This window comes from Infirmifilum sp. (assembly GCF_049970975.1).
GTDB classification, from domain to species: Archaea; Thermoproteota; Thermoprotei; order Thermofilales; family Thermofilaceae; genus Thermofilum; species Thermofilum uzonense.
Genome location: NZ_JBMFLX010000205.1, coordinates 1 through 1,649, shown reverse-complemented (window position 1 = coordinate 1,649; position 1,649 = coordinate 1). Strand labels below are relative to the sequence as shown.

The 1,649-nt window shown below is 46.6% G+C and carries 1 pseudogene; it reads right to left on the bottom strand.

Going from position 1 to position 1,649, the window contains the following annotated elements:
- Positions 1-1,649 (bottom strand): annotated as a pseudogene (locus ACP5KC_RS10565) (hypothetical protein); the annotation flags it as partial.

Genomic DNA, 1,649 nt, shown 5'->3' with positions numbered 1-1,649 from the left:
TAGCATGGTTAGGAGCCCCCAAGCAGTATTGAACCAGAGAACTAGCGCCTTCTCCGCATAGGGCTCTACGTCCGGTGGTACATCTAGCTTAACAGCGTAGTGGGTATTTGAAAGCATTCTTTCCTCTGAATAGAGGGCTATGACGTGAGAGGTGTTCCACCATATGTTCACTCCGGGGATGAGGATCCTGCCTGCGAAGTCCTCGAACGTCTTAATAGCCTTCTCTTTAACTTTTTCACTCTTTGGTGCTATGTAGCTATTCGGTCTAATCCTCATAGTTTTCCTAAACCTCTCCTCAGTTCCAATTAATGCTGGATAGGGCGAGGAGGAGGTTTGAACGAATAAGTCGTAAAATTGGTGTGCATCCACGCCAATAGCTTTCACGGGCGCCTCGACCACCTTCTCTCCCCTCTTCCTCCCTACGTGGATCGTTTTCAATATCTTCCCTAGTCTCGTCAACGGGACTTTAACACTATACCTGCCCACGGTAATTACGCCCTCCTCCATGAGCTTAAATACATGGTCGCCCAATACAGGCTCGGGTATGGCAACAAACCTGTTCCAGTTATCGATATACTTGAGTAGTGTGTCTCTTCTCACTCTCCGTACAACAAACTCGATGCCGCCGCGGGAAACGCCTATCCCGCCCCTCCTGCCGACCCTAGCTATCTCTTCCCCTGTTAGTACTCCCTCAAGCGATGTCCTAGGTTTTCTCGTTAAGATAACGAACACCGTTTCCTCGGAAGGGTCGTGTCCCTGCACTCTCTTGGCAATTACTAAAGCCTCGCTTAGTGATGTCCCTTCAGAGAAATTATAGCCTCCTTCCGGATCTGAACTGACAATAACGTATTTTAAGTGGAACTTTGAGGCGAGGAGAGTCCTAGCTAAAAACCATGAAACTCCTGCAAGCACGGCCCTAGGGAGTACGAAGGCAATAACGCCGTCCTCATTGACATACTTGTAAGCTAAGTAGAGGAAGGGAAGAGCCTCCCCCGCTAAGCCTACGTTAAGATACTGCCTCAGCTTTTCATCTTCGGCTCCTTTAATGAGCGCCTTAATTTCACTAGGTACTCCGCTAAGTTCGTTATCAATACCTGCCTCAGCAATATTTCTTAGCCCGGTTGTTACGCTTTCAATTATCTCTTTATACCTTTTCCTCAGTTCGTCTCTAACTTTTTCGTCAGATATGAAGCCGAAGAGACCGCGCTTTTCTTCAGGGACTTTCACTTTCCCTCTGTAAGTAGGTCTTGTGAAGGGTGGGTTCATTATTATCATGTCGAGCCTGCTAGGTATTGAAAACACCCCCTCAGCATCTTCAACCGTAATCCTCTCAGCAACTCCTTTAAGACCCCCCTTGATGTATGCTAGAATACCGCCTACCTTCTTTGTATTGTTTAGTAGTTCTAGGCTTCCAAGCCATGCCCGATTCTTCCCAGGTATATAGCCTAAGTAGATCGTGTAGACATTCTCCTTAGCCGTGGTGCTTGGAGCTATCAATGCTAGGTTTATAGCTGTTATCTGTGAGGCATAGCGTAGTGCATCAACTCCATAGATGTTCTCCTCAACTATCGTTTTACCTATTTCATCAAGACCTATATCTTCGAGATTATGATAGTACTTCAACATTGTAGCTATTCGCATTAAGGCAC